Consider the following 19,790-nt stretch of genomic DNA (forward strand, 5'->3'; position numbering starts at 1 on the left):
ATAAACGCTAACGCATTGAATTACAATAAAGATTTAATAAAAAAGCCGGGTAATAATTGCAAGAAAAGGGTAAAATAGCTATTAATTTCTTGCAAATTTTTATTCAAAATGAAGCCAAAATCCCAAGAAACGAGTGGCCAATTCGATTTATTCAACACACCTCTGGCCGATCTGTTAAACCCGAGGCATGAACTTTACCAACTGGCTAACCTGATTGATTGGAAAGTCCTGGATGACGCCTTTGGCGAATTTTTCGCTGAGACTCAAGGTGCACCCGCCTTGCCGACGCGACTGATTGCCGGTCTCCATTACCTCAAACATGCCTTCGCACGCTCCGATGAAGCGGTCGTCGCGCAATGGCTGGAAAATCCGTACTGGCAATACTTTTGCGGCGAAGAATATTTCCAACACCAGATGCCTTGTCACCCCACTTCACTGACCTATTGGCGGAAGCGGATCGGTGAAGCAGGCTGTGAGTGGATGTTAATGGTGACGATTCAAGCAGGCGTCGACAGCAAGACCGTGAAGCAGCAAGACTTTGAATCAGTGACGGTCGATAGCACGGTTCAAGAAAAAGCCATCACGTATCTAACCGATGGCAAATTGTACGAACGCTGCCGCCAACACCTGGTGCGATTGGCTGAGCAACATGGGATTCTGCTAAGGCAGAACTATTTATGCCCTGTGGGTACAATCGCAAAGCCCCGTATTTACTCATGATGGCGAATCGTTATAGTCATGCCAAGCAAATGAAGCGTAAACGCAAGATGCTTAAACAATTGAAAACCCTGGTGGGCCGGGTGTATCGAGATATTGAGCGTCAACTGGACCATCAATCCGACGCCGTCAAAGGGGCGTTCAAAGAGACGCTAGAGAAAACCCAACGGATTTTGACTCAGCAACCTCAGGATAAAAACAAACTGTACAATTTTCACGCCACGGAAGTCGAATGCATTGCCAAGGGCAAAGCCCATAAGAAATATGAATTCGGCGTCAAAGTGGGGATCACCGTCACCAATAAAAGCAATTTCGTGCTCGGCGCTCGCAGCTTTCCGGGCAACCCTTATGATGGACACACCTTGGAATCCTGTCTGGAACAGGCGGAAATACTGAGCGGTGCCCGCGCCAAAGAAGCGTTTGTGGATTTGGGGTATCGGGGTGTCGAGGTACCCGGGGTCACGATTTACAAAGCCCGGCAAAAACGCGGCGTGGATACCCGACGACTCAAACGCGCACTCAAACGTCGCAACGCCATCGAACCGATCATCGGCCACCTGAAGAACGACGGCTTATTGGGGCGCAACTACCTGAAAGGCGAACTGGGCGATGCGTTGCATACCATCCTGTGCGGTGCTGGCCATAACATCCGTTTGATCCTCTGGCGGTTGAGGATTTTTTGGCCCCATGTTTGGCAGCTGCTGTCTCGGCTTTGGGGCGCATTTTCATCAGAGCAAATTTTATCGTTCGCATGAGGGCGGTCATCCCTGAAAAATTTTGGCTTTTTCAGGGACGACTAATTATAAAATCACAATATTAACAACGGATGCGTCTGTTATTTCTGTGTAAACGTCGCCCGCAAGGACGAGATCTTCTAACTCGACCTTATGGGCGTTTTTTTTATTTACCTTATTATCTGGCGCAACGCGGGCACGATGTTACCTTATTGCTAATGGATTACCGGCCCTGCGACCTCATCCATCGCCGCGCCCACGGCATAGAGTGGTTTTCTGTGAGCGTTCATCCGTTGAAGCAATCAAGCGGCCCAATAGCCTATTTCAGGCAAGCAGAAAAATTTATTAAGACTCAAAAACCTGATTGGATAATCGGTTTTTCAGACACTTGGTACGGCATTCTCGCGACTTATTTGGGGGAGCGATACTGCGTAAAATCATTAATTGATGCTTACGACAATTATGAAAGTTATATTCCCTGGCTTAAACCTTTGCATTGGCTATGGCGGAACTCTTTGCAGCGATGCACGGCGATAAGCGCTGCTGGGCCACAACTAGCTGAATTGATGAGTCGTGGACGAGTTCAGAATGTTTCTACCATTATTCCGATGGCTGCTGATCCTATATTTCAACCTTTAAGCGGAGTTAACTTTCGACAACAGTTTGAATTATCCGAAGGAATACCTTTGGTTGGATATTGCGGTTCTCTTTATAGCAACAGAGGTGTGGAATTATTATTTCAAGCTATGGAATATTTGTTAAATTGGATTCCCGAAGCCAAACTAGTGATAACGGGACGCAGAGACAGATACCTCAAAATTCCCAAGCAGATTAGGCACGCAATAATCGAACTTGGCTATTTGCCTGACGAAAAAATACCTATAATCATCAATTCTATGGACGTGTTGTTGGTAATTAACCGCCAATCAGCATTTGGCGACTATAGTTACCCTGTTAAATTGTATGAAGCCATGAAGTGTCATAAGGCTGTCATTGCTTCTAACTCGGCTGGTGCAAGTTGGATTTTGCGAAATCATCCTGAATGTTTGGCAGATAGTGATAACCCAATCGATCTAGCTAGACATATTCTTGATGCTCTAGCTTGGAAAACTAAAGAATATAATTCCAATCAGGATTGGGAGTTTTCTGCAAGAATACTCCAAAATTTACTTGAGAGCTTATGATCCATCTCTTGTCACCATATACAAACTCACAAATTTAACTGCCCTTTTTTCCCAATCATAGGATTCGGCTAATCGCTGCCCTGCAATTCTGAGTGATACTCTTAATTCTTTGTCCGCAACTAAGAGTTCGATTGCCTGCTTGATCTCTTCTGGCGCTTTGGTGTTAACTAATAAGCCAGTTTTTCGATTCTCTATAACTTCTGCAATACCACCAGTATTAGTACTAATAACTGGTATTTTGCTAGCCATCGCTTCCAATAAAATTACTCCCTGGCCTTCCGTATCGCCATTGGTATCGACAATTGATGGCGCGATAAAAATATCAGCTGCCGCATAGTAATCCGGCAAGATGGCGTTCGGCAACCTGCCGTGAAAGACCACCTTGTTTTCAATCTTTAAATCAACTGCTAAGGTTTTTAGACGTTCACGCTCTACACCATCGCCAATAATCCATAACTCAATTCTGTCAAGTAGGTTTTTGGGCAAACCAGCAACAGCCGCTATTAGATCGGCCACGCCTTTTTTTTCAACCAAGCGTCCGACAAATAATAGAATTGTTTTTTGCTGACTGTTTGGCTTGAGAACGGCTTTTGCATTGCCGGCAGCAAACTTTTCATAGTCAATGCCCATCGGAATAATCTGCGGCTTGGGCAAATCTGGGCCAAAGGCATCGGCAGTCGCATTGGTATTACTGGTCCAAGCTGCGCAATGATTTATGGTCCAGCGTTTGATAGCCCCTACAAGACTACCTCGCAACGCGAACGCGTCACCGCCGTGGGCGGTCACCAACACTGGGACTCTGAACAGCTTGCCTAGCAATACCGCCACCGTGCCTTGCGGAAAAATCCAATGTGCGTGTATCAACGACGGCCGCTGGACAACCATAATCCAGGCCGCATTAACAAACATGGACGTAATGAAAAAAGGCACCTGTAAAAACAACCATGGCGCCGCCCGCAAGTTGGGTAAAATCCCCGAACCGTAGGCTAACATTTGCAGCTTAAGCGGCCAAAAATAGCGAAAATGCTGGCAGACTATACCGTCAGGTTGCGTATTGGCTTGGACTTCCGGATGATCCGGTGAGAGGATATGAAGATTAACTTTCTGGTCGGCCAGGGCTTCCGCTAAATAGCGCAAGAAAACCGAAGCACTGTCGTCTTTACTGCGAGGATAACTTGATGTCAGCCAAAGCACCTTGATCGGCTTATCCTTGGCTGACTGAGCACTCATACAGAGTCTTAGTGTTAACGCACCAAACTCAACAACACGCCCGCGGCCACGGCGGAGCCGATCACACCCGCTACGTTCGGTCCCATGGCGTGCATTAACAAAAAGTTATGCGGGTTGCTTTCCAAGCCTATTTTATTGGCTACCCTGGCTGCCATCGGCACGGCGGAAACACCGGCAGCGCCAATTAAAGGATTAATCGGCGTACTGCTGAAACGATTCATAATTTTTGCCATGATGACGCCACTGGCGGTACCAATAGAAAACGCCACTGCACCCAAACCTAAAATACCCAGGGTTTCCATTTTTAAAAACGCCTCGGCGCTCAGCTTGGAGCCAACCGACAAACCCAGGAAAATTGTAACAATATTGATCAATTCGTTTTGCGCGGTTTTGCTGAGTCTGTCCACCACGCCGCTGGCATTCATCAGATTACCTAGGCAAAACATGCCGACCAATGGTGCTGCCGAAGGCAGCAACATGGCGGTCAAAACCAGCAGCATTAGCGGGAAAACGATTTTTTCCGCCTTGCTGACCACTCTGAGCTGCTGCATTTCTATCCGCCGCTCTTGCTCGCTGGTCAAGGCGCGCATGATGGGTGGTTGAATCAAGGGAACTAATGCCATGTAAGAATATGCGGCTACGGCAATCGCTCCCAACAATTCAGGAGCCAATTTGGACGCCACATAGATCGCAGTCGGACCGTCGGCACCGCCGATGATGGCGATGGCCGCGGCTTGCTTTAAGGTAAAGTCCATACCTGGAATGGCATTCAACGCCAACGCGCCAAATAAGGTCGCGAAAATACCGAATTGCGCCGCGGCGCCTAAAAACAAAGTTTTAGGGTTGGCTAGCATCGGGCCGAAATCGGTCATCGCACCAACGCCCATGAAAATCAATAGCGGAAATATACCGGCCTTGATACCGCCATACAGGTAATAAAGGATGCCGCCTTCGTCTATCATGCCGGCGACCGGGATATTACTCAGCACCGCGCCAAAACCTATCGGCAATAGCAACAAGGGCTCAAAGCCTTTCTTGATAGCCAGATACAGCAATAAAAACCCGACCGCCATCATAATGACTTGCGGCCCGGTAACGTTATAGATACCTGTGCTTTCCCACAACAGTCTAAGATTTTCCATGGAGTATGTATTAAATCGGTTGTTTGATCAGAATCACTGATACCCGCGCCAGCCAGCAGCGTGGCGCGAATAGCTGATCAGAGGATTACTTAGATCTCGGTCCCAAGCTATAAGACCAAGACTACTTTTTAACGATAAGAATTATTACAAGGTGACCAATACGTCGCCGACCGCTACAGAATCGCCCTGACGGACGTTTACCGCGCTGACGATACCGGCGACTTTGGCGCGGATCTCGGTTTCCATTTTCATCGCTTCCATAATCAAAACCACATCGCCCTCGGAGAGGTGGGAGCCGACATTGACATTGACTTTGAGCACCACCCCGGCCAGTGGCGATTCCACAAAGCCACTGCCGCTAACGATAGGCGCGGTCGCTGCCAACATGGGGCCGCTGTCCAAAACGGACTGCACTGTAACCGGCTTGACGACTAAGTCGGCACCGCCCGGCGCCACGGCTACGTGATAGTTTTTACCATCGACATTAACGGTGTAAGTCTCAGCGACGCCGGATTTCTGGGCAACTGCCGGCAACGGCGCTGCCGCGCTCTCTATCCCCGGCACTGGTTCAAAAGCCGCCGGGTTACCGCGGTTTTGAATGAACTTCCAGCCAATTTGTGCAAACAAGCCATCGATAAGAGCATCTTCTTCAACACTATCTGCCAGCTTCACACCTTCTGCCTCGGCTTTGGCTTTTACTTCGGCAACCAGTTTGTCCATCTCGGCTTCCAGTAAATCCGCCGGTCGGCACGTAATCGGCTCAGCGCCATTCAAAACGCGGGCCTGTAAATCTTTATCAACTGGTGCTGGGGTAGCGCCGTATTCGCCTTTCAGTACGCCTGCCGTTTCTTTACTGATAGTTTTATAACGCTCGCCGGCCAGTACGTTCAACACCGCCTGGGTGCCGACAATTTGCGAAGTGGGCGTCACCAGCGGGATATAACCCAGGTCTTTACGCACTAACGGAATTTCCTGCATCACCGCGTCGAAACGATCAGCAGCTCCTTGCTCGCGCAATTGACTTTCCATGTTGGTGAGCATGCCGCCCGGCACTTGCGAGACCAAAATCCGGCCATCGACGCCTTTCAAGCTGCCTTCGAATTGCGCATATTTTTTGCGCACTTCACGGAAATAAGCGGCGATTTTTTCCAGTTTGATTAAATCCAAACCGGTTTCGCGTTTTTGGCCGGCCATTGCAGCCACGATGGTTTCGGTGGGGCTGTGACCGTAAGTCATGCTCAGCGAAGAGATCGCCGTATCAACATTATCGACACCTGCTTCGATGGCTTTGATATACGTACCCACACTCAAACCGGTGGTGGCATGGCATTGCATATGAATCGGAATCGCCACAGCTTTTTTCAGCTTGCTGATCAGCTCGTAAGCATCGTAAGGCGTCAGCAATCCGGCCATGTCTTTGATGCAGATAGAATGCGCACCCATGTCCTCGATTTGCTTGCCTTGCTCGACCCATTTCTTGATCGTGTGCACCGGGCTGGTGGTGTACGAAATGGTACCTTGAGCATGGGCATCGGTATGTAGCACGGCTTTAATCGCACGTTCGATATTACGCATATCGTTCATCGCATCAAAAATCCGAAATACGTCTATACCGTTGACCACGCAACGCTCGACGAATTTATCGACCACGTCGTCGGCATAGTGCCGGTAGCCCAAAATATTTTGTCCCCGGAACAGCATTTGCTGCGGGGTGTTGGGCATGGCTTTTTTTAACAGACGCAAACGTTCCCAAGGATCTTCGCCCAAATAGCGAATACAGGCATCAAAGGTGGCGCCTCCCCAAGACTCGATAGACCAGTATCCGATTTGATCAAGCTGCCCGCAAATCGGCAGCATGTCTTCGATACGTAGCCGGGTCGCCAGAATTGACTGATGGGCGTCACGTAATACCACTTCAGTAATTCCTAGGGGCTTATTTACCTTTTCCACTCTTTTCTCCTAATGACGTTTTTGGGTCTAGTACTGCTACCTTGTGGGTGTGATTATCCGTGTTTGTGTTTTTTGCGGTATTGATGAACGGCGGCGGTAATAGCGGCTATCATCGCTTTATCGTTGCCTGCCACGACAGGTTGATCCGAAAACTTGGCAGGCATTTCCGGAAAATAGCGGCGCACCAGTTGGGACATCACATTGATTGCCACAATCAACATGGCTAAAAATGCGTAGACCATACCCATGCCTATTAACATCAGCTCAATCCCTGAGGACAGCATTTCGTTCATGTGTTTCGTCCAAATGATTAAAAACTGAGTTCATTATCGCCAAAACCGCCGGATTAAACAATCCTGAGCGGGGCGAAGGGTTTAATTGCCTTAGCCAGCGTAAGGCAAAACAGGATTCTTAGACTGTCGTTTTGCTTAGTCTGACGCTAAGTGAAGAGCATGATCGATAGATAAGGTCTGGCGTCGGTTTATTAAGCTGCCGACTGCAAGTAGCTCAACACCTCGGCGACGTGGGTTTTAACTTGGACCTTGCGCCATTCCTTGACCAACACGCCGTCTTCGTCGATTACGAAAGTGCTGCGCTCTATGCCCCGCACTTGCTTGCCGTACATGCTTTTCATTTTGATGACATCAAATAAATTGCAAAGGCTCTCATCCTGGTCAGATAACAAATCGAACGGAAACTCCTGTTTGCATTTAAAGCCTTCGTGCATTTTCACGCTGTCACGCGATACACCGAGAATAACGGTATTTAATTGCTTGAACTGTTCGATATTATCCCTAAAGCCTTGACCTTCCTGGGTACAGCCGGGGGTGTTGTCCTTGGGATAAAAATATAAAACGACTTTTTTGCCGCGATAGTCGCTCAGTTTGACGGTTTTTTCACCAGTGGCGGCAATTTCGAAATCGGGAACGGCGGCGCCGAGAGTGGCTAAAGTCATCAGATCACCTTTTGATGGGTTCAAGAATAGCGTCGATATTCAAGCTGTCGCAAAAATCCAGAAATTCTTCACGCAGCGATAAAATTCGTACTTCCGGCGGCACCAGCAATACATATTTTGTGGAAAACACCGGTGTGTTAAAAAATGCCGCTTGATGGCGGCTGGCCGTGACTTCTTCGATACAAATGCCTCTTTCCAACAAAAACGATGTGACCGCGAACAGCACGTCGTTCTTATCCATGGAAATGGTTTCTAAAGTATAAGGAACCCCCTCCAACACCGGCGGCATTTCATCCGGCCGTAAAAAACTCATCTGAATTTCGAATCGAATTTTTATCGCTTCCAGCATGCCTTCCAGCTTGGCAATATGATTCCAATTGCCGGCAATCAGCACGTAAGCCGCAGTGATTTGAGTCAGATTGGACGTGCGCAGCTCCACCACGCTGCATTGACAGGCACTCAGCGCCGACAGGATTTCCGCGATAAAACCGTTGGACTTGTTGCCCAACACTGTGATTGCAAGTTGCATAAAATAAGTCCTTGATTACGCCTAGCGCAGTGTAACATCAACACTGCGAAAAGCAGAACCGCGACCAAGCAATCCCGACTACTGTGAATCTATATCGGTAATCACCGCGTGATTATCGAAGTGTACCGTTACTTTCTTGCTGGCTCGCGCCGCCGTTACCAGGGTCTCATCGACTTTAAACGCCACCGCCAACTGTTGATCCGTTACGGGGGCGGTGCGCTTCGGCGCGACGCTGGAATGCAGCCAGGACAAATACAAGGTCCAAAACAACCATATAACGGCAATGATCACCACAATCTCGCCGTACAACTGCAATAGTTCCAACAGCGTTTTATACCCGCCGAACCAGCGAATCTCGTCGGACAAGCTTTTCAAACCCATCAGCCAGGCACCGAGCGTAAACAAGGGCCACAAAAAGTACAGCCAAAGTATCCAGCTTAATAGCGACATAAACGCCGAACCGCATTTTTGTTGGAAGCTTTGCAAATGCGGTTGGTTGATGATGATGTCTTTCATTTTTGCCTCAGGCCTCTATCCAAAGTCACCCACACCGCACGCTGGCCGCGCTTTTTGCGTAACGCCTTGATGCAACCGTTAATAGTGGTGCCAACGTTGATCAGCCAGTAGATAATCGGATACCAGATCATCCAGTAGTAATGCTGCGCGGAGCCGCCGCTCTTGCGTTCGTAACTGGAATCGATAGTCAAACTGACGGCAAACTGAATCAAACAGGTGACGCATAACAACATACTGGTCCAATGCGGCGACAAATCCTCCAAAGCCTCCTGAGGTTCGCTGCTAAGCCACTCGAACGGCACTAAAGCCAGCATCGCCACCACCAAAAACGCCCAGGTCAGGCTGATACAGCATTCCAGATACAGCAGCCACATACCACGCGAACGCCAGCGAAACAGCGACCGGAAATAACGTAACAACACCTCGACCCCGCCCTGGGCCCAGCGACTACGCTGCTTCCACAAGCCGTTTAGGGTCTCCGGCATCAATACCCAGCACAAGGCATTCGGCTCAAACCGAATCGCCCAGCCGGCCAGCTGCAATTTCCAGCTGATGTCAATGTCCTCGGTGACCATATCCGGACTCCAATAGCCGACATCGTGCAGCGCGGTTTTTCTAAATCCGGCAATCACGCCGGAAATGGTAAAGACATGACCATAGGAACGCTGCGCACGCTTGATCATACCGACGATGGCGGAAAACTCCCCGACCTGAATTTTGCCCAGCAAAGTGGAGCGGTTGCGGATACGCGGGTTGCCGGTTACCGCGCCGACATGTGGATCTTCCAGAAAATGTCGGACGATCCAGGCCGTGGCATTCGGCGCCAGCAAGGCGTCACCGTCTATGCCAATCAATATCTCGCTATTAGCCAGCAACGCCGCCGTGCGTAAACCTACCGCCTTACCTTGATTGCTGGCTAAATTGACCACCCGAATTTGCGGATGCTGGTCGGCCAGTTCGTGCAAGATGTCCAGCGTGTTGTCCTTGCTGCCGTCGTTGATGGCGATGATTTCATAATTGGGATATTGCTGATGCAGCAGGTATTCGATGGTCTCTCGGACATTCTCGCCCTCGTTATAACAAGGGATCAGAATCGATACCGCCGGATATTCGGACAACTCGGGCAGATCGGACAAAACATTGCCGCGATTCCGCTCCCAACGAAAGTAATAAATCATGCCGCCCAACATCCAGACATAAGCCATGAGTAGCGGATAATAAAACACAAAGCGCGACAACCATTCGTTGAATTGCCACCAGGGTACTTCCTGCAAATTTTCCTGGGTGATTAACCACCAATCGATAAATTGCTGCACCCACGCTTGGTCTATCAAGTTCTCCATTTATCGCTTAATCCTTTCTCGAAACCGGGAAGAATTTTTTCAGCTCCGCCAACTTCGGCTGATCGTTAAACACGTTATCCGGATAGTAACCAATGTGTTTAGCGCCGTGCATTTTCAATAACTCGAATTGCTCGGTAAAAATAGGCATGGGAATATCTTGCTTGGTTTTCCAGTTAACCGCCTGCAATTCGAACACCATCTTGTCCAAGCCGCCCGGATATTGCGCGGTTTTTTCCACTAACTCTATCAACCACTGCTTGGGATTTTCCGCCTCCTCCATAAAAGGCATCGCCTCTACCGCCACGTAATCATAATGCTTTAAAAACGCCGGGAAAGACTGTGCATACCATTCTTCGCTATACGGCTTTAACAGCGGCAAGGAGTAAAAATTACGGGCAGTTTTAATATAAGGCCGATAAAACCTGACCTTGTCGGCCAAATAATCGGTGAATTGGCCGATCAACTCGGTTTTATGCTGCGCCCAGCGCAAGCGTAACTCGCTAGACGCATGAATGGTATCGAACTCGGCCGGCATCCCCCACACATTGCGGCTAAACTCCATCGCCTGCGGCGACACATCCTCGAAATCCGACAAAATCCCGTCGTCATGAAACAGAATGCCGTTAAAGTCGCAATGCTTAGCCAGGTCTTCGTAAATTTCGCCGACAAACTGCCGCGCTTCCGGGTTAAACGGCGACAAGCGGGTGTAGATATGCCGGGATAATTGCGGCTCGCCATCGCGCCATTCCTTTACATACCATTTCAGCGGCACATCGGCTTTATAAGCCATGATAGGCATCCAGGCGTAGACTCGCACGCCCGCCCGTGTCCGCAATTGCAAGGTTACATGATTGAACATATCCCGGCGCACCGGCAAATGCCGATTAGGAAAATACAGTTTGTCGGCGTTACCGTCGCCGTCCGGATCGGAATAGGCTTGCAGATAGACGGTATTGGCGCCGCTAGCTTTAATTCGCTCCACCACCAAAGCCAAATTCTTCTCGGTCTGTTCCTCGTCATCGTCGTAGATGTAATCCATATCCACGTGCGCGACCCGCAACTCCTGGCCAACCCGCTGGTTTTTCACGATCTCGCCAAACTGTTTAGCATTCACATCATCGGTGATCATCATCCGCTTCATCACGTACGCATCAGCCAGAGTATTGGCACCGTCGTTCAGTCCCATGGTTAGACGCATGCCCGCCAATTTCGTGGCTTCCAGCGCAATCGCGTTAAATTCGCCGTAAGGCCACACCATCACCCGCGGCCGCTTGCCCAATATTTGAAACAAACGCTCGGAGCTTTTATCCACTTCCTGGAAAATCCGTTTACGATAGTCTTCGTCTTTCTCGTATTCGTCGTATTCGTTGCTGTACAAACGCGAAGTTACCGCGCTTTGCTGATTGCCTTGCGGATTGGCGACGATGCCGTGATGTAAATCATAGGTGTGCGAAGCAATCTCGACCAGACCGCTCTCGGCCACTTCACGAATCTGTGCCGGCGTCATTAACGGTTTTACGCCCGGCACATTCTGCTGCTCCAGCCAAGAACCTACTACCGCCAAGGTGGCCGGATATTTGTACTTTTTCAGCAAAGGCATGGCCCGGGTATAAAAACTCAAGTAGCCGTCGTCAAACGTCAACATCACGGCTTTCGTCGGTAAAACCTTGTCGCCCTTCATGCAATCCAGCAAATCCTGGACGCTGATAACGTGATAGTTGTTCTGCTTCAACCAGGCAAAATGATCGGCAAGATGGTCTTTGTTGACCGCAATCCGATCAAACGGCGGCACCCGCTCTTCTTCTTCGAGAATGTCGTGATAATTCAATACTAGAAAGCTGGAGTTACCCGAATCAGCGGCCAGCAAGGGCCCTGTGAACAAACAGAAAAAGACAAAAATTACACGGGCAACAAAGTGCATATTCATTAATTTAAAGCGGGAAAAGAGACTGGAAACAGCTGGTTCTCAGTGTTAAAAAAGACCAGAATTGGACGGCGCATTTTACCCGAATCATAAGGCTTGGCCTGTTTTATTTGTCCGTGCGACACACTGTCGCAGGCATGCTCAAACATTAAAACCAGCCTGCGACTAAGGCCGTCAACTCCAGTTTAGCCACGCCCATGACAAAAAGCTCGAACGTCATCCGCCCCACAAACTTCATAATGTTCGGAAAAAACTGGTTATGATTGAATAAAAAACCTCATCCAGTCCACCAACCGATTAACTCGACGTATGGCGGGCCAGTACACCACCCCTGGAGAATTCATGCAAAAACCCTCGCTAGCAAATCATTGGCGGCAAGACCTTACTGCCGGCTTTTTGGTGTTTCTGATCGCCTTGCCATTGTGTCTAGGCATAGCTGTCGCCTCCGGCTTTCCGCCCATGGCCGGCATCATATCCGCCATCGTCGGCGGCTTGCTGGTATCGCGGATCGGCGGCGCGCAATTAACCATCACCGGCCCGGCAGCCGGTTTGATAGTGGTAATTCTGACCTCGGTGCAAACCCTGGGCGACGGCGATGCAATGGCCGGCTACCGCTACACTTTGGCGGCAATCGTCGTCGCCGGCGCTCTACAAACCGTGTTGGGTTATTTCAAAGCCGGCCGGCTGGCGGCGTTTTTCCCGGCCTCGGTGGTACACGGCATGCTGGCAGCGATCGGCATTATCATCATCAGCAAACAATTACCGGTGTTGGCCGGCGTGCAAAGCCAAGGCGCCAGCATCCTGTCCGGCATCGCCGCGTTGCCGCACAGTCTGATTTACTTCATGCCGCAAATCGGCTTGATCGCATTGGCCGGCATCGTAGTACTGATCGGCTGGCCGCAGATTCAACAACCCTTGCTGCGCAAGATTCCGGCGCCCATTATCGTCATCGCTTCCGGCATCTTGCTTGGCCATCTGTTCCAGCTCGAGCAACTGCAACCCGGCGCAGCCTTCATCGTGCCGAAAGACATCCTGTTTGCACCACACTTTCTGGTAACTTTCCCGGACAGCCTGCTAGCTAGTTTCTATCTGCCGGATTTCGGCAAATTAAGCGCATTTGCCTTTTGGGAAAGCGTGGTGTCGATCTGTCTGGTCGGCAGCCTGGAAAGCCTGCTCAGCGCCGCTGCCGTCGACAAGCTCGATCCGCAAAAACGTTATTCGGATTTAAATAAAGAACTGCGCGCGGTCGGCATCGGCAACGTGGTCTCCGGCATGATCGGCGGCTTGCCGATGATTGCGGAAATCGTCCGCAGCTCGGCCAACATCGACGCCGGCGGCCGTAGCAGCTGGGCCAATTTCTTTCACGGCGGCTTCGTACTGCTATTTGTCGTGTTGTTTCCGGATTTGATTTCGACAATACCGTTGGCTTCGCTGGCCGCGCTGCTGGTCTATACCGGCTTTAGATTGGCATCGCCGCAAGCCTTTGCCAAAAGTATGGACCTGGGCAAGGAACAGCTGGCTTTGTTCCTAATTACCATCCTGGCGATACTGGCCAGCAACTTGTTGATCGGCGTGCTGATAGGCATCGCCGCTAAATTATTGCTGCATATCGGTCGCGGCGTGTCTTTGGGTAACCTGCTATCCATATCTTATAAAATGCAAGCCAACGGGCCGAACAGCTGGATTATTAAAGTCAGTGGCGCGGCGCTGTTCTCCAACTTTCTGGCGTTAAAAAGCCAAGTCGCCAACCTGGCGGACGGCCAAACCGTGATCTTCGATTTAAGCGCCGCCGACTTGATCGACCACACCGTGATGGAGTTTATCGCCCATTACCGAGAAGACTACATCGCTCGCGGCGGCCGTTGCGAAATTCATGGCCTGGCCGATCTGGAATCTCTGGGCGACCATGCTTTAGCCGCTAGACAGCGCAGATAAATATAGGGCGCCTCAAAAAATTAGTATCTCTTCAGCGCAAAGGACCGCAGATCCTCTCCAGCGGGAGAGGCAGGGTGAGGGGAATCAAAATAAGGCACTTTGCCAGTTTAATTCTCCTCACCCCAGCCCTCTCCATCAGGAGAGGGGACATGCTTTCGGCGGCTTGCCGGGTTTTGCGATTTGCTGAATAGTTACACCTATTCTTACTATCTAAAAACCACCCAACATGACCGAAGCCACCATCATCTGCCCCAATTGCAGCACGCAAGTACCGTTGACGGAATCGCTGGCCGCGCCGTTACTCGCCGCCACCCGCAAACAATTCGAACAGCAGCTGCAACAAAAAGACCAAGCCATCGCCGTGCGCGAACAAGACATCAAGGATCAGGAAAAACAACTGGCGGAGGCCAAGCGCGGCCTGGACGAACAAGTCGCGCAACAAGTCGCCAAACAATTACAAGCCGAACGCCAGCGGGTGATCGAGGAAGAAACCCGCAAAGCCAAACAAGCTGCCGCCGCCGAACTGGAGCACAAAAGCCGGGAGCTGGCCGAACTGAACGAAGTCTTGAAAGTCCGCGACGCCAAACTGGCCGAAGCCCAACAAGCCCAAGCCGAGCTGATCAAGAAACAACGGGAACTGGACGACGCCAAGCGCGAGCTGGAACTGACCATCGAAAAACGCGTGCAAACCAATCTCAACGAAGTACGCAACCAAGCCAAACGCGAAGCGGAGGAAGGCCTGAAGCTACGAGTGATGGAAAAAGACCAAACCATTGCATCGATGCAGCAAAAAATCGAGGAACTGAAACAAAAAGCCGAACAAGGCTCGCAGCAACTACAAGGCGAAGTGCAGGAACTAGAGCTGGAAAACCTGCTGCGCGCCAAGTTTCCGTTCGATAACATCGAACCGGTGGCCAAAGGCGAATTCGGCGGCGACCTGCTGCAACGCGTGGTCGGCGGCTCCGGGCAAGCCGCCGGCAGCATCCTCTGGGAAGCCAAACGCACCAAAAACTGGAGCGACGGCTGGCTGGTGAAACTGCGCGAAGACCAGCGCAACGCCAAGGCCGATATTGCCGTACTGGTCAGCCACGCCCTGCCCAAAGGCGTGGACAGCTTCGAAGTGATCGACGGCATCTGGGTCACCGCCCCGCGCGCCGCCTTGCCGGTCGCCACCGTGCTGCGCCACACCCTGCTGGAAGTGGGCATGGCCCGCCTCGCCGCCGAAGGCCAACACAGCAAGACTGAGATGGTCTACCAATACCTGACCGGTCCCCGCTTCCGCCACCGGGTGGAAGCCATCGTCGAAGCCTTCTCCACCATGCAGGAAGACCTGGACAAGGAACGCAAAGCCATCACCAAACAATGGGCCAAACGCGAAGCACAAATCGAACGGGTGATGAATGCTACGGTCGGCATGTACGGTGATTTGCAGGGCATCGCCGGCAAGTCTTTGCAGGAAATTGAAGGTTTGGAAATGCGGGCGCTTGGAATGGATGATGAGTTGGATTGACCTTTCTCCCAGCCGGTCGATCTGGTTCCCAAGCTCCGGCTTGGGAACCCCGGCCTTGGAAGCTCCAGCTTCCAGTCTGTTTGTAGATAGGAAGCTAAAGCTTCCGAGATAGCATTCCCAAGCCGGAGCTTGGGAACTAGAGGACTAGAGAAATTCACAAAATTGACCCGAATATAAAACCATGTTTATACTCACGTTTAAACATTCCAGGGAAACATCATGACCGAAGCCATACTCGACATCAAAAAATGGGGTAATAGCCTGGGCGTGCGCCTACCGGCGGCCATTGCCAGAGCCGCCCATTTGCACAACCATCAACGAGTACGGGTATCCGTCGAAGACGACAAGGTGATTATCACCCCGTTAGCCGACGAAGCTTTAACGTTGGAACAACGTTTGGCCCGTTTCGATCCCGAGCGGCACGGCGGCGAAGCCATGGCAACCGCGGAAACAATCGGTGCCGAACGTTGGTAAGCCGTAAGCAAACAGCGGCTTGGGTACCGGAAAGGCAAGACATCATCTGGATCGATTGCAATCCGCAAGTCGGCCAGGAAATGCGCGACATCCATCCGTTTTTAGTGCTTTCGCCACGCATCTTCAACGAAAAAACCTCGCTGGTGATCGGCCTGCCGATGACGACCGCCGCCTATAACGCCGACAACCCGTTTGCGGTCGCCGTCGGTAAAACCGGCGGCCGCAAAGCCGAACAAACCAGTTATGTGCTCTGCCACCAACCCAAATCCTTCGACTGGCGCTTGCGCAAAGCCAAACCCCATCCGCTCAAGGTCTTGCCTGGCAATTTGTTCACTCAGGTTTGCGAGCGGTTGAATCAGATCATTCAAGTCGGCTCTGGCTGATCTACCGATGTGCCGGATTGAGTCGTGATCTGGCTCTGGTTGCTCTGGTTCCCAAGCTCCGGCTTGGGAACTCCGGTCTTGGAAGCTCCAGCTTCCAATTGGATGCGGATAGGAAAAGCAAGCGTTTGGCGCAAGCCCCGTTGTATATTAGTATCTAATACACCTTATCGGGAGCGAGATCATGGCTAGAAATACTTCCGTCACTTTAGGTGACCACTTTGATAACTTCGTGCAGGAAAAAATACAGCAAGGCCGTTTCTTGTCGGTTAGCGAGGCCGTTCGCGCCGGTTTGCGTAAACTGGAAGAAGAGGAACTTAAACTACAAACATTAAGAGCCAAGCTGCAAGCCGGCGAAGACAGCCCGTTGCAGGAGGATTTCGACGAAGAGCAATTTTTGGCCTCGATGCGAAAAAATCACAGCCAATGAAGCCAAGCTATCGCATCAGGCAACTGGCAGCGGAGGATTTGGAGCAGATTTGGCTTTATACGTTTCAACAATGGGGTCCCGAGCAAGCCGACCAATACCTACGCGCACTGTTCGACCGTTTCAACTGGCTTGCGGAATACCCCAAGCTAGGCAAGGCGCGCGACGATATAAAACCCGGTTATTTTTGTGTCCCCGAAGGCCGGCATTTAGTTTTTTACATCACTACCAATACCGGCATAGAAATAATCGGCATTCCTCACCAGAGCATGGAAGTATTTAATGATGTTGGATGAGTTGAATAATGGCATCCGAGGCGTTTTGATCTGGGTGATCTGGTTCCCAAGCTCCGGCTTGGGAACCCCGGCCTTGGAAGCTCTAGCTTCCCGTTTGGTTGTAGATGGGAAGCTAAAGCTTCCGAGATAGCATTCCCAAGCTGGAGCTTGGGAACTAGAAAAAAAACATGCTTACCAACAACCTCTTGCACGGTAAATCGATTCGATGCTTTCAGGTGCTTTGGGAAGCGGTAACCCTTTAGATGATCACGGGAATAACTGAGATTGATATGAATTTGATTTTTTCAACACTGACAGCAATACGGCGCAATGCCCGCTGGTTATTGCGCCTTGCGGTCTTAAAACGGCTTTTCGGAATTGCTCTTACGCTCCAAGTCTTCATTGGATTTGTCAATATTGCACTTGCTAAACCGATTGAAGGCCTCTGCCTCAGTGAAGTCGGCCAACGGCCTGTCGTGCAACGGAGCGACGATGAATATGACGAACTGTCAGTTACCAGCAGTCCGCTAATGGTTGAATACAAAGAAAATGGCAAAACCTACTACCTCGTCGCCGGCAAACACCACGTCGCCCTTCAAGACGATCAACACAAGGTATTGCAAATTGAATCAGCACATCAGGACCAAGGACGCATTACCGAGTTAAAAGTCGGCAAGGGATACTTTGTCGTGGAAGGCGGCACGGACTACCTCGGTTCGCTTAGTCCTCCCTATATCCGAACCCATAAATTCGTCAATCTGGAGTTTATTGCCGGCGGCAAACCGTACCGATTTTTGACGAAGGGCTTCCCTGAATATGGCATTTATGGCTTTTTGGGGTTATTTGATGGCGAAGGCAAGCGGGTAACAACCATTCCTCCCATCCATTCGGCTGATCCTTGGTATGGCAGTGATTATTATGATGTCTACGATCTGGCACTGACCAAGGACGGTTGGCTGTGGGTAAACGGCACCGATACCGATTATTTGGTGCCGGTTGATACCCGCACCGCGCCGCCAACGATTGGCGAACCATTGGAATTATCCAAACTGCTCGGGAACGAATGCTGGCCGGGAACTAACTGGCTTTTGGCATGTTTTGGCTCCAATGGCTATTACAGCCGAGTATTGGACAGGGTTTTTGTCTATAGCACCCGGCGCTCGTTTTTCGGCTTATTGCCGGCGACGGCTGTGGAAATCGTCAACGGCCAGCCCATCCCCTTGCCGCCGGAATTAGCCAAAGTCATTGCCAAACAAGCGGAGAAATCCGTTGTAAGACCACCTTATCCTTGGGGTCACCTTGAAGTTAATTTTAAAGAGGTGCCTTCATTGAACGGCGTATTGTTTAAAGGGCCAGACGGAGAAGCGTTGTTTTACGACGGAAAAAAAGTAACTTCCTTATTCGATAAAATAAAAAATGAAAAAGTTTTAGCGTGGCATAACATAGCGAAAGCGGAAAACGGTAACCTTATTTTTGGAATCACTACCGAAAAAAAACGCTTGATAGCCGAGTTAATGCCGGATTTAAATGTTTCAATTACGTCTATGTCTTATGATTCTAAAAATTTTTTTCCATACCAGGTTGGAAAAATATTTAAAACACCTGATTTAAAGCTGTGGATGGAATCTTATGTCATTAGTATTGAGGATAACAAAACTCTTCTTCCTATCATCGTGTCGTCAACACCCACATTTTTAGGGAATGAAACCTACGTAGCTAACTCTAAGGAAGAGTTTTTTGTTTTTGAAGCAAAAAACCCTACAACCGGAAAGCATAAGGATTACTTCATCGTTCGAGACACACCAGGCGCTCACTGCATCGCAAAGCTCGATCCGGACAAGCCGATTGAGCTAAGCATGGACAACCAATAATCCACCTGTTTTTTAATTGACTATTGATCTGGTTCCCAAGCTCCGGCTTGGGAACCAGATAACGAGATAAACGAGCGGGTGATGAATGCCACAGTCGGCATGTAAGGCGATTTTCATCGACACATCCCAAGCCCCAGTTTCCGTTCCAACAAACTGAACATAGCCCATGACCCGCAGCCGCTACCGAGTCCTGCAAAACCCCAGCCCGCACTTCCTGACCGCAACGGTCAATCAGTGGCTGCCGCTGTTTACCCGTCCGGCGACGGTGAATATCGTGCTGGATTCCTGGCGGTTTTTGCAGCGCGACAGCGGGATTCAGCTTTACGGTTACGTGATCCTGGAAAATCACTTGCATCTGATCGCCGCTTCGCCGGATTTAAGCCGGGACATGCAGCGGTTTAAGGCTTATACCGCCAAGCAAATCATCGCTGATTTTCAGCAAAGCGGTTCGGCGCGGGTGCTGGAATTATTGGCGTTGTTGAAGCGGCCGTATAAGACTGAGAGCGAATACCAGGTTTGGGAGGAAGGTAGCCATCCGCAGCTGATCGAAACCGAGGCGGCGATGCGGCAGAAGCTGGATTATATTCACCGCAATCCGGTCAAGCGCGGCTATGTGGACTTGCCTGAGCATTGGCGTTATTCCAGTGCGCGGAATTATGCGGGAATGGAGGGCTTGATCTAGGTGGTTAAAGAC

General features: G+C 50.4%; 18 protein-coding genes and 1 pseudogene. 10 read left to right on the forward strand and 9 right to left on the reverse strand.

From position 1 onward, the window contains the following. Positions 1-108 precede the first annotated feature (108 nt). Both G006_RS26595 and G006_RS0104955 read left to right on the forward strand, forming a co-directional pair. Positions 109-1,472: pseudogene (locus G006_RS26595) on the forward strand (IS5 family transposase). Between the two features lie 71 nt (positions 1,473-1,543). Beyond that, positions 1,544-2,635 carry a glycosyltransferase gene (locus tag G006_RS0104955; protein ID WP_081607888.1) on the forward strand — a complete coding sequence of 364 codons (1,092 nt, stop codon included), beginning with the start codon at positions 1,544-1,546 and terminating at the stop codon, positions 2,633-2,635. Here the strand turns inward: G006_RS0104955 and G006_RS0104960 are convergent. The 9 genes from G006_RS0104960 to pgaB form a co-directional block, all read right to left on the reverse strand. Next, positions 2,630-3,865, reverse strand: a complete 1,236-nt coding sequence (locus tag G006_RS0104960; RefSeq protein WP_020482062.1) for a glycosyltransferase — start codon at positions 3,863-3,865, stop codon at positions 2,630-2,632. The two genes, G006_RS0104955 and G006_RS0104960, sit on opposite strands and share 6 nt — an antisense overlap. 14 nt (positions 3,866-3,879) lie before the next feature. Further along, a complete protein-coding gene (locus G006_RS0104965; protein ID WP_020482063.1) occupies positions 3,880-5,007 on the reverse strand; it encodes a sodium ion-translocating decarboxylase subunit beta in 1,128 nt (375 codons plus the stop codon). A 144-nt stretch (positions 5,008-5,151) separates the two neighbouring features. After that, a complete protein-coding gene (gene oadA, locus G006_RS0104970) occupies positions 5,152-6,957 on the reverse strand; it encodes a sodium-extruding oxaloacetate decarboxylase subunit alpha (protein WP_020482064.1) in 1,806 nt (601 codons plus the stop codon). Between the two features lie 53 nt (positions 6,958-7,010). Further along, positions 7,011-7,250: an OadG family protein gene (locus G006_RS0104975; RefSeq protein ID WP_020482065.1), complete on the reverse strand. Its 240-nt coding sequence runs from the start codon at positions 7,248-7,250 to the stop codon at positions 7,011-7,013. A 191-nt stretch (positions 7,251-7,441) separates the two neighbouring features. Beyond that, entirely contained in the window at positions 7,442-7,912 is a 471-nt protein-coding gene (locus tag G006_RS0104980; protein WP_020482066.1) for a peroxiredoxin, read from the reverse strand. Between the two features lie 4 nt (positions 7,913-7,916). Beyond that, positions 7,917-8,441 (reverse strand): glycine cleavage system protein R, encoded by a 525-nt coding sequence (locus G006_RS0104985; protein WP_020482067.1) that lies wholly within the window; start codon positions 8,439-8,441, stop codon positions 7,917-7,919. 78 nt (positions 8,442-8,519) lie between these two features. Then, positions 8,520-8,957: a poly-beta-1,6-N-acetyl-D-glucosamine biosynthesis protein PgaD gene (gene pgaD / locus G006_RS0104990; RefSeq protein ID WP_020482068.1), complete on the reverse strand. Its 438-nt coding sequence runs from the start codon at positions 8,955-8,957 to the stop codon at positions 8,520-8,522. Then, on the reverse strand, positions 8,954-10,300 hold the full coding sequence (pgaC, locus tag G006_RS0104995) for a poly-beta-1,6-N-acetyl-D-glucosamine synthase (protein ID WP_020482069.1): 1,347 nt from the start codon (positions 10,298-10,300) through the stop codon (positions 8,954-8,956). The genes pgaD and pgaC overlap by 4 nt, the downstream gene beginning before the upstream one ends. Positions 10,301-10,307: 7 nt before the next feature. Continuing rightward, complete coding sequence (gene pgaB / locus G006_RS0105000) at positions 10,308-12,167, reverse strand: poly-beta-1,6-N-acetyl-D-glucosamine N-deacetylase PgaB (RefSeq protein WP_235048828.1); 1,860 nt, start codon at positions 12,165-12,167, stop codon at positions 10,308-10,310. Between the two features lie 399 nt (positions 12,168-12,566). Here pgaB and G006_RS0105015 point away from each other — a divergent pair, with 399 nt between their 5' ends. From G006_RS0105015 to G006_RS0105050, 8 genes are all read left to right on the forward strand, one after another. Continuing rightward, positions 12,567-14,159: a SulP family inorganic anion transporter gene (locus G006_RS0105015; RefSeq protein WP_020482073.1), complete on the forward strand. Its 1,593-nt coding sequence runs from the start codon at positions 12,567-12,569 to the stop codon at positions 14,157-14,159. 226 nt (positions 14,160-14,385) lie between these two features. Next, positions 14,386-15,669: a DUF2130 domain-containing protein gene (locus G006_RS0105020; RefSeq protein WP_020482074.1), complete on the forward strand. Its 1,284-nt coding sequence runs from the start codon at positions 14,386-14,388 to the stop codon at positions 15,667-15,669. A gap of 219 nt (positions 15,670-15,888) precedes the next feature. Next, the gene (locus G006_RS0105025; protein WP_020482075.1) at positions 15,889-16,143 is read left to right on the forward strand and encodes an AbrB/MazE/SpoVT family DNA-binding domain-containing protein; all 255 of its coding nucleotides are present in this window, start codon (positions 15,889-15,891) and stop codon (positions 16,141-16,143) included. Continuing rightward, a complete protein-coding gene (locus G006_RS0105030) occupies positions 16,137-16,526 on the forward strand; it encodes a type II toxin-antitoxin system PemK/MazF family toxin (RefSeq protein WP_020482076.1) in 390 nt (129 codons plus the stop codon). Before G006_RS0105025 ends, G006_RS0105030 begins: the two co-directional genes overlap by 7 nt. A 181-nt stretch (positions 16,527-16,707) precedes the next feature. After that, a complete protein-coding gene (locus G006_RS0105035; protein WP_020482077.1) occupies positions 16,708-16,953 on the forward strand; it encodes a type II toxin-antitoxin system ParD family antitoxin in 246 nt (81 codons plus the stop codon). Next, on the forward strand, positions 16,950-17,246 hold the full coding sequence (locus G006_RS0105040; RefSeq protein WP_020482078.1) for a type II toxin-antitoxin system RelE/ParE family toxin: 297 nt from the start codon (positions 16,950-16,952) through the stop codon (positions 17,244-17,246). The genes G006_RS0105035 and G006_RS0105040 overlap by 4 nt, the downstream gene beginning before the upstream one ends. Before the next feature lie 269 nt (positions 17,247-17,515). Beyond that, positions 17,516-19,096: a hypothetical protein gene (locus G006_RS0105045; protein ID WP_020482079.1), complete on the forward strand. Its 1,581-nt coding sequence runs from the start codon at positions 17,516-17,518 to the stop codon at positions 19,094-19,096. Between the two features lie 166 nt (positions 19,097-19,262). Further along, the gene (locus G006_RS0105050) at positions 19,263-19,778 is read left to right on the forward strand and encodes an REP-associated tyrosine transposase (RefSeq protein WP_020482080.1); all 516 of its coding nucleotides are present in this window, start codon (positions 19,263-19,265) and stop codon (positions 19,776-19,778) included. Positions 19,779-19,790 lie beyond the last annotated feature (12 nt).

Origin of the sequence: Methylomonas sp. MK1 (assembly GCF_000365425.1) — a bacterium.
Lineage (GTDB): Bacteria > Pseudomonadota > Gammaproteobacteria > Methylococcales > Methylomonadaceae > Methylomonas.

Bases quoted from the DNA above. Each gene is read 5' to 3' on its own strand.
- G006_RS0105020 (WP_020482074.1), top strand. From the start codon at position 14,386: ATGACCGAAGCCACCATCATCTGCCCCAATTGCAGCACGCAAGTACCG.
- pgaD (WP_020482068.1), bottom strand. From the start codon at position 8,957: ATGAAAGACATCATCATCAACCAACCGCATTTGCAAAGCTTCCAACAA.
- G006_RS0104965 (WP_020482063.1), bottom strand. From the start codon at position 5,007: ATGGAAAATCTTAGACTGTTGTGGGAAAGCACAGGTATCTATAACGTT.
- pgaC (WP_020482069.1), bottom strand. From the start codon at position 10,300: ATGGAGAACTTGATAGACCAAGCGTGGGTGCAGCAATTTATCGATTGG.
- G006_RS0105045 (WP_020482079.1), top strand. From the start codon at position 17,516: ATGAATTTGATTTTTTCAACACTGACAGCAATACGGCGCAATGCCCGC.
- G006_RS0104955 (WP_081607888.1), top strand. From the start codon at position 1,544: ATGCGTCTGTTATTTCTGTGTAAACGTCGCCCGCAAGGACGAGATCTT.
- G006_RS0104980 (WP_020482066.1), bottom strand. From the start codon at position 7,912: ATGACTTTAGCCACTCTCGGCGCCGCCGTTCCCGATTTCGAAATTGCC.
- G006_RS0104975 (WP_020482065.1), bottom strand. From the start codon at position 7,250: ATGAACGAAATGCTGTCCTCAGGGATTGAGCTGATGTTAATAGGCATG.
- G006_RS0105035 (WP_020482077.1), top strand. From the start codon at position 16,708: ATGGCTAGAAATACTTCCGTCACTTTAGGTGACCACTTTGATAACTTC.
- G006_RS0105025 (WP_020482075.1), top strand. From the start codon at position 15,889: ATGACCGAAGCCATACTCGACATCAAAAAATGGGGTAATAGCCTGGGC.
- G006_RS0105050 (WP_020482080.1), top strand. From the start codon at position 19,263: ATGACCCGCAGCCGCTACCGAGTCCTGCAAAACCCCAGCCCGCACTTC.
- G006_RS0105015 (WP_020482073.1), top strand. From the start codon at position 12,567: ATGCAAAAACCCTCGCTAGCAAATCATTGGCGGCAAGACCTTACTGCC.
- G006_RS0105040 (WP_020482078.1), top strand. From the start codon at position 16,950: ATGAAGCCAAGCTATCGCATCAGGCAACTGGCAGCGGAGGATTTGGAG.
- G006_RS0104960 (WP_020482062.1), bottom strand. From the start codon at position 3,865: ATGAGTGCTCAGTCAGCCAAGGATAAGCCGATCAAGGTGCTTTGGCTG.
- G006_RS0104985 (WP_020482067.1), bottom strand. From the start codon at position 8,441: ATGCAACTTGCAATCACAGTGTTGGGCAACAAGTCCAACGGTTTTATC.